Source organism: Coleofasciculus sp. G2-EDA-02 (assembly GCF_040226375.1).
Classification (GTDB): domain Bacteria; phylum Cyanobacteriota; class Cyanobacteriia; order Cyanobacteriales; family Coleofasciculaceae; genus Coleofasciculus.
The window spans coordinates 62,276-70,685 of the sequence record NZ_JAVKEW010000152.1; the positions used below are offsets into that span (position 1 = coordinate 62,276).

Here is an 8,410-nt window from a genome sequence, read left to right on the forward strand (position 1 = left end):
CCACTCTGATTCTTCATTCCTCCTCAAGAGGCGTATCCCGTAGAATACTGTCAATGTCTCGCATCCCTGGCAGAATCCGCAGAATTTCCAGGCGATTCTCCTTCACCCGATACACAACCACATAAGCCGTCTTGCCAATTAAAGGCGTTACCAGCTCCCTGATACCAAACACCCGCCCCGGCTTACCCAGGTTGGGCATAGACGCTAATCTATAGATACTCTGTTTCAGACGAGTGGCAACTTGTCGTGCCGCCTGCGGGTTATTCTTAGCAATATACGAGCGGATGCTTGCCAAATCCTGGACAGCAAGGGAAAGGAAAACTAACTGCATGGGGCGGGTTTTTCATCCTCCATCCCCCAGGAAGAAAGCCAAGCTTCCACATCATCACCCTCAACCCACTCAGCTTGTGGGCTATCGGCAAGGGTAACAGCTTCTTCAATCCTCTGAATCTGCCAGCTTTGCTGCTCCACATATAAAGCAATTGCCTCTGCCGCCAGCCAGGATTTGCTGCGTTTTGTACTCAAAGCTAGGGCATTGAGTTTTGCCTTAACCTCTGGTGTTAATCGGACGGTGACAACTTCAGTTTGAGACATACATTGCCTTGTTTATTGACCAGTCTAATCTAAGTGTATACTATGTATACAATCGCATCAGACCGTCTTGAGCTTGAACCCAGTCCTTGCTTTCCTGCATGACGGCTAAAGAGAGACAGGAGTACACACGTTGTCCATTGATTAGGTTTTCTGAGAATGCGCTGAAATAGGGGCAATTCCTGGATTGCCCCTACCGAACCCTTAAGATGTCCAACAACCTAGACTATTCGGGTTTCCCCACTCGCTTTAACAGCACGGCTTGAGAATCGGCTAACTCAAAGCAGCGCAAATCTGCCAAGTGATCACTATCCAAACCCGGAGACGCGATCGCGACTTGCCATTCACTCATATCCAATTGCAGCCAGTCTCCCACGGTAACCGTCATCGGTTCTCCACCCATGTGCGCTACCATGGCGATTTGTTCCTCATGATCATCAGGATTACTGCGAACCCCATAATAAACCGTCCGTTCATCATCAGAGATTTTATTGAATCGATCAATTCCGGCTAAATTGTGAGCTAACCAAGGATGAGCATGGCGGAAACGACGCAGGTTAAGGTTATACTCAGTTCTTGTTTGATCAAGCTTGTCCTCATACTGGGAGACATTACACAGTTCATAACAGTCTTCCATAAACATCAAAGCAAATGCCTTGAGCTTTTCAATGGTTAACCCTTTCAAGAAACTCACCATTTCTGGTTTATTCAACTTTTTGAGCGGCTCAATATCACACTGATCCGTATTTTCTCCCAAACAAAACTGGCAAGCTTGAACCACTTCGGCTAGATTGTAGTCCTTTTCAAGCATGGCAACTTGCAGCGCCCTGCCAAACTCCCGCAATTCCTCTAGCTGACTAAATCCCAAGGACTTCAACCGGCTAAAACTCTCTGGTGTCTCATAGAGTTCTGGCGTCACTTGCCAATCCAAGAAACCAATTTCCTCAGAAACCACCTTGACACCATAGCGTTCATCTGTATTGCGGAAAAACATCCAAGGGGCGTGCATTGTTGCATTGATAAAGTCCATGGGTAACCCCGGACTAAACCCATACACCCAAAGCGTTACCGCCGGGTTATCATAAGCATTTTTTAACACCTCTGGCAGCGTAGTTCCCAAATTCCAATTAATCTGGGCATCGAGCGGGATTTGATTGCCTCGCCGCACGGTATCATGATTCCCACAACCGGTGATCCAATGATCACCTTCAAAGATCACCTCACAAACCCGGCGCCATTTGCGATCCCAAAATTTTTCTAAGGCTGGGGTGTTATGGGCAAAAATCAGGGGTCCCCATTGGTAGGAGTCTGGTTTAAGATGAATTAATTCACGATAGGTCGAGATCTCTTCCCACCCTTCAGCGGGCCAGGGACGACCATCTTCAAAAATGGTGAATAATAGTCGTTGATGCCCCTCAATATCCTGAACCACATCACTCATCGCCAGCAGATAGGCGTCATCATATTCCACCAGTCCAGACAAAGGATTAAAGAAGCGGAAATCCTGACCCCCATCAATGCGAATCCCATCGGCTCCCGTGTTAATTTTACGCCGCTGCATTTCCAAAAAGATCGCCCGTACTGTGGGTAACTGATGGTTCAAATCTTGACCGTACATATTCGGTCCTTTGAGAAACTGGCGATGCAGGAGTAACTCAGATTGGTTATCTGCATGACCATAAACGAGGTCATAGATAATTTGAATCGAACCTGTGGGAAAATTATGCAGGGTAGCGATAAAGTCTACCAATTCATCGGGACGCAAGCTACCCAAAAGTGCTGCGTTTGTAGCACTCGATCCCAAAATTGGTACGTCATAACCCCAATCCTGGGTATGGGGTTTTCTCAGCTTAATTTGCAGATCATCTCCATCTTCCGCCGTACAGACAAAAAATTCACTTTCTGGACTGTATTCATCTCGATACTCAATCGTGGGTTCCAGGGGGAGTAGCTGAATGGCATCATAACCCACATAGTTTTCTTCGGCTGGGGTTAAGGGGAGATGTCCGGCTAATTTACTAGCAATTTGGCGATAAACACGGGTTAACCCTTCAACTGTTCCCTCTTTAGAGGCTGTGCCAACATGTAGCTGTAAAATGTTCTGAGGTGCTGGGACGCGAGGAAGCGCTAGGGGATCAGACTGGACACTGGTGGCTTTGAAGTAATCGAGATCGGCTCGTTGTTGCTGTAAACTTGCTATGTCATACAGTTCAGCCGGTCCGAACACGCCGTAGGGCATCGAATAGGGAATCGTATCCCGAATCGCTTGTAGTTTCCCTTGCTGATCGACAAAGCGCAGCCAGTAAAACGATCCCATTTGCTCCCGGTTTCCGGGGCACATCCCGGCGACGACACCCCAATGGTATTCACCTTCTTGTTGTAAGAATAAGCGATCGCGGCGAAAGGTAACGGTTTGCTCAACCGCCCGACAATCAATCGGAGCAAGGGGGGTTAAGACTTCCAGATAGATTTCCATCTTCCGCATCACCTGCGCTAATAACCGGGGTGTCCAGAAGCCAATTTCGGTTAACCCATCGGGACGGTAATGCGCCCCCAAGCGTTTGGCGATGACTTGAGCTTTTTCAAAATAGGTGGCGTCTGAATGCTCAATAGTCGCCGCCCAATCTACTAGTTCTTTGGTGGCATCTTCAACCAATCGGATGGAAGGTTTAGTATCAACTTTCACAATAACTTTTCTCGCAACCACTACCCAATGCTGTACGGGTGACTGAATCCTGACTTTCGGGATCGATATACCTGTACGGCAATTCCTGTCAAGTTTAACAGCCCCATAGCTTCTTTGAGAGTAAAACAATTTTCCAGTTGATCCCAACACTCTCAAGGATGAAATCGACTCCACCCATTAAGGTATGATTTTGATACAGCCGCGACAAATTAATTGTCCTGGAGTTAGAGTTAGTTCTTTTAGATCAACCTCTGCTCCTAAATCAATCGTGAAATGTTCTAACGTTATCGGAGGCTGTTGAGCGTTAATTTGAATCTGGAGGGGGTGGAGTCGCAGTTGTTGAGGTTTTGCCAGTTGAATGCCCGCATCAATCACAATGGAGGTTTCTTTGGTCGGATGGTGCATCAGTGTTCCCTTGAGGGTTAGTCGCTCCCCATCAATGGTAATCTGCTGCCAGTTCATTTTAGACTCACCCAGAGGTGGATAGTGATCCGGTCGATTATAAGATTTAATAAATGTATTCAGTAAATCCGTTAAAGCATTTGATAATAAGGGAGCGCCCAGAGACGCTTGCAGGTCATTCTCTTGAAGTACGAGTTGACCCGCGACTGGTACAGGTTCTAGGAGGCGTAGGGGTTTACCTTTAAACACCTGAGTGAGATTGAAGCGAATATTTGTACCATCTAGCTGGAGCTGCGACAGGTGTAATCCTTGATAGACAGCACGACGAGCCGCAATAGACACCGTGGGAATGTGTCCCCGCAGAATTTCGCGATCGCGACCCATCAGCTTAAAGTGCAGTGTCTCCACGGTCTCCACCTGCGATCGCAGCCATAACTGTACCGCAGGTGACACCACCGTACTGATCATCCGGCTGCCTTTGTCTGTTCCAGCTTGTGATTTATTCACGCCCATTGCCAAAAATTCCGGGTCAATCCTGTATTCTGACACAACTGTGGTATAACTCGAACCGGGCAATGAGCGGGTGAAAAAACCGAATGCTTGCAATTATCCCCATTCTTGTAATATTTGTACATAGTCTATTCTGGTCAGTGCCAGGAGCAGACGTATCCCTCCAGCAACCTTAAAGCAGGAGATGTTCAAACAAAACCCCTGCCGGAGCTGGAAAAATTACTATAGGGATGGAGATCGACTCTTGACCAGCACAGTCTGAGTCTAGACGCACTAGCTTACACAGGTAGTCAAGCCATGGAGGAAAGAGTACAAAAAATTCTTTCGCAGTGGGGTATTGCCTCACGTCGTCAAGCTGAGAAAATGATCATAGCCGGACAAGTTCGGCTAAATGGCACTGTGGTGCAGCTAGGACAAAAAGCTAATCCGGAAACGGATTTAATCGAAGTTAATGGTCAACATCTCAAACCGAGTAATCGTCCTCATGCCATTTATCTTTTGCTCAATAAACCCGTGGGTATAGTCTCTACTTGTCGCAATGATCGGGCGTGTAATCCGAAACGTAAAACAGTTCTTGATTTACTCCCCAGCACCATTAGAGAAGGTCAGGGAATCCATCCAGTGGGACGGCTGGACATGGACTCTACAGGGGCATTACTTCTTACCAATGACGGAACGCTCACCAATAAACTAACTCATCCTCGCCATCACGTTCCCAAGACATACCAGGTTTGGGTCAAGGGTCATCCCTCTGAATCAATCCTCTCGGCTTGGCGTCAGGGTGTGGACTTATCGGGTATAACTACTTTACCTGCTCAAGTTCGAGTCCTGAAGCAGCAACAGTCAAAAACACTTCTTAAAATTGTCTTGACAGAAGGAAGAAACCGTCAAATTCGTCGAGTTGCTGACCTGCTAGGCTATCCAGTAATCCATCTGCACCGCACGGCAATTGGTCCGATTCAATTACAACAACCAGGTGAACCAATACTGCTCAGTGGGCACTACCGTTATCTTGAAGAATTTGAAATTCGCTTCCTCCACAACCGAGTTCACTAACCATTACTAAAACGTGCCAGCAGATATCAAGGAGTACCGTGTATGAAGGAGAATACGAGGAATTTGCAGCAGGAACAAGTTGAGAAGCTAGAAGTTCTAGGCGCCCGCCTGCGCCAGTGTCGGCTTGAGAAGTCGATTACCTTAGAGGAAGTGGCAGCTCAAACACGGATTCAGGCACGGCTTTTACAGGCGATTGAAGAAGGCAGGCTTGACCTGTTGCCAGAACCCGTCTACATTCAAGGCTTTCTCCGGCGATTTGCCGAAGCCCTGGAACTCGACGGCGCCGAATTTGCCCGTGATTTTCCAGCGGGATCGGGTGTCCTGTTGATGAAACCCCGCTGGCAGTATTTACCCGCTGCTCAATTGCGACCGCTTCATCTCTACCTGCTCTATATTCTGTTGGTGATTAGTTCGGTTAGTGGTTTATCGTACATTCTGAATCGCTCGGCAGTCCAAGTGATTGAAGTTGAAAATATCCCTTCTGCCCAGCAGTTCCCGACACCGAAAAATACACAACCTATACCACCTAAACAGTCACTTGATGCTAGGCAATCGGCGCAAGTCAGTCATGCTAGCCAAGATGGCAAACCGGTGCAGGTTGGTGTCACCCTGAAGGCTCAGTCTTGGATTCGAGTCGTTGTGGATGGTAAAACCGAATTTGAAGGCGTCTTGCCCGAAGGAACCCAGCGGACTTGGGTGGCGGATGAACAACTGATTGTCCGGGCGGGTAATGCCGGAGGCGTCCTAGTGGAGTTTAATGACCAAAGCGCTAAACAAATGGGCGCCCCCGGTGCGGTTGAGGAAATGACCTTTGCGGCTAATCCTCGCTCTTGACATCAAGACCCATTAGGTGTCCGACCATAAGTATAAGTCAGGGTTTTGAGGCGATCGCGCAGTTGATCGGTTAATGCCTCGGCTCGATAGCGCCATTGCCAGTTTCCCTCGGATGTACTGGGACGGTTCATCTGAGCATCTGCACCCAAACCCAAGAAATCTTGCAAGGGAATCATGGCGAGATTAGCGACACTGCTGTAGGCTAACCGGATTAAATCCCAATGGATGCCTTGGGAGCTTAACTCCCCTAAGTAACGAATCACATTTTCTCGTTCATCGTCACCGAGCTGTTTAAACCAGCCGATTGTCGTGTTATTATCATGAGTCCCGGTATAAATAAGACAGTTGCGCTCCAGGTTAAAGGGTAAGTAAAAATTATCTGGTCCCCCACCAAAGGCAAAATGCAAAATCTTCATCCCCGGAAACCCAAATTGATCCCGCAATGCCTCAACTTCAGGGGTAATCACGCCTAAATCTTCGGCAATAATTGGCAACCCTTCTAATTCTCGCTTGAGAACTTTGAAAAATTTAGCTCCAGGTCCTTTGACCCAGCGCCCATTCATGGCAGTTTCTTCACCTTGGGGAACCTCCCAATACGCCTCAAATCCGCGAAAGTGATCAATTCGCAGCACATCGACGTACTCAAACATCATTTTCAGACGCTTTATCCACCACTGATAGTTATTTTTTTCCATCAGTTCCCACTTGTAAATCGGGTTCCCCCACAATTGACCCGTTTCACTGAAATAGTCGGGGGGAACACCCGCCATGAGAGAGGCTTCGCCCGTTTCCTCATCAATGGCAAACAGTTCTCGGTTTGACCAGACATCGGCGCTATTGTGGGCGACATAAATCGGGATATCCCCAATGATCTGGATATTATGGTCATTGGCATACTCCTTCAACCACGACCACTGGCGGAAAAATTCAAACTGGAGGTACTTTTGGTAATAAATGCGATCGCTTAACCGTTCTCGCCACTCCTTCACCGCCTCCGGTTCGGCTTTGGCAATGTCTGGCTCCCACAAATGCCAACTGGCATCGTCAAAGGTGTTGTGGAGCGCCATAAATAAGGCATAATCATCTAGCCAGTAGGCGTGACGCTGACAAAATTTATCAAATTCATCCTGTTGTTCAGATGACGCTTTCCGCTTAAAGCGATCGCATGCTTTGAGCAGTAGCGATTTTTTCATGGGAACGACTCGCTCAAAATCGATAGAATCCGGGGTAAACTCGGGCAGATGAGCGAGATCTTCATCCGTTAGTAGCCCCTTCATTTGGAGTTGTTCTGGGCTAATCAGCATCGGATTTCCCGCCATGGCTGAGTAAGACATATAGGGTGAGTTACCGAACCCCGTTGGTCCAACAGGCAAGATCTGCCAAAATCGCTGATCGCTACCCGCCAAAAAATCAATAAATTCGTAAGCCTGTGACCCTAAGTCACCAATTCCATAAGGACTGGGGAAGCAAGTGGGATGCAGCAAAATACCACTCGATCTAGGAATCTGCATAGAGATAGACCATAGTACAGCAAAACAAGTCCTATTGACATTAGCACGCTAGGCTGGCGTTAAAAAAGAGCCTTTGTGGTAGATTTGAGTCTGCCAATAGAGGTATTGTGAAAAGAACTTACCCACCGCGATCGCTACCCGTTAAATAAACTTGACTTGTGACTTACCGAAATCCCGTTCCCACAGTCGATATCATTGTCGAACTCATCGATCGACCCTCGCGACCAATTATTCTCATCGAACGCCAAAACCCACCCCTCGGCTGGGCAATTCCTGGTGGCTTTGTCGATTATGGGGAATCGGTGGAAACAGCGGCGGTTCGAGAAGCCAAAGAAGAGATTCGCTTACAGGTTGAGTTAATTGAGCAGTTTCACGTTTATTCGGCGCCTGATCGCGATCCGCGTAAGCATACCCTCAGTATTGTGTTTCTAGCAACCGCGATAGGGGAACCCCAAGCCGCTGATGATGCCAAAAATCTGGATATTTTTAATTTATGGGATATTCCCTCGCCTCTTTGCTTCGATCATGACCAGATTTTGCGGGATTACCGACGTTACCGCCATTATGGGGTGCGTCCTCATCATTGAAGGGTAAACTACCCGCCACCAAGCTGAGTACAGCTATGGTGGGGGCTTTTAAAAAAGCCCAGAGTTTACCAGGCTGAGTGTTAATTCACTACGTTACGTCATAAGCGATGGTGAAAGCCCTCGTGATTTATCCGAGGGATGAAACCGAGCAATGTGTTTAGTTTAGCAACTTTAGTTGCTTTTCTTTCTAATCTTAGGTATAATAATAATATGAGAAACAGAGTTTGTAGGTG

The 8,410-nt window shown here is 47.6% G+C and carries 8 protein-coding genes; 3 read left to right on the forward strand and 5 right to left on the reverse strand.

The genetic code is table 11. The features are described from left to right. Positions 1-13 precede the first annotated feature (13 nt). The 4 genes from RLO19_RS18280 to RLO19_RS18295 form a co-directional block, all read right to left on the reverse strand. Entirely contained in the window at positions 14-331 is a 318-nt protein-coding gene (locus RLO19_RS18280; protein WP_446358676.1) for a type II toxin-antitoxin system RelE/ParE family toxin, read from the reverse strand. Then, entirely contained in the window at positions 322-594 is a 273-nt protein-coding gene (locus RLO19_RS18285; protein ID WP_446338090.1) for a CopG family ribbon-helix-helix protein, read from the reverse strand. Before RLO19_RS18285 ends, RLO19_RS18280 begins: the two co-directional genes overlap by 10 nt. Positions 595-817: 223 nt before the next feature. After that, the gene (gghA, locus tag RLO19_RS18290) at positions 818-3,277 is read right to left on the reverse strand and encodes a glucosylglycerol hydrolase (protein ID WP_446358678.1); all 2,460 of its coding nucleotides are present in this window, start codon (positions 3,275-3,277) and stop codon (positions 818-820) included. 177 nt (positions 3,278-3,454) lie between these two features. Further along, positions 3,455-4,285, reverse strand: coding sequence for an LmeA family phospholipid-binding protein (locus RLO19_RS18295; RefSeq protein ID WP_446358680.1), 831 nt, complete (start codon positions 4,283-4,285; stop codon positions 3,455-3,457). Positions 4,286-4,486: 201 nt separating this feature from the next. Between RLO19_RS18295 and RLO19_RS18300 the strand changes: the two genes are divergently transcribed. Together RLO19_RS18300 and RLO19_RS18305 are read left to right on the forward strand one after the other, a co-directional pair. After that, positions 4,487-5,245 carry a pseudouridine synthase gene (locus tag RLO19_RS18300; RefSeq protein ID WP_446358682.1) on the forward strand — a complete coding sequence of 253 codons (759 nt, stop codon included), beginning with the start codon at positions 4,487-4,489 and terminating at the stop codon, positions 5,243-5,245. Positions 5,246-5,287: 42 nt separating this feature from the next. After that, a complete protein-coding gene (locus RLO19_RS18305; protein ID WP_446358684.1) occupies positions 5,288-6,079 on the forward strand; it encodes a helix-turn-helix domain-containing protein in 792 nt (263 codons plus the stop codon). Between the two features lie 2 nt (positions 6,080-6,081). Here the strand turns inward: RLO19_RS18305 and malQ are convergent, their stop codons facing one another. Beyond that, positions 6,082-7,590 carry a 4-alpha-glucanotransferase gene (gene malQ / locus RLO19_RS18310; protein WP_446358685.1) on the reverse strand — a complete coding sequence of 503 codons (1,509 nt, stop codon included), beginning with the start codon at positions 7,588-7,590 and terminating at the stop codon, positions 6,082-6,084. 158 nt (positions 7,591-7,748) lie between these two features. Between malQ and RLO19_RS18315 the strand changes: the two genes are divergently transcribed. Beyond that, on the forward strand, positions 7,749-8,177 hold the full coding sequence (locus RLO19_RS18315; protein ID WP_446358687.1) for an NUDIX domain-containing protein: 429 nt from the start codon (positions 7,749-7,751) through the stop codon (positions 8,175-8,177). Positions 8,178-8,410: the final 233 nt, after the last annotated feature.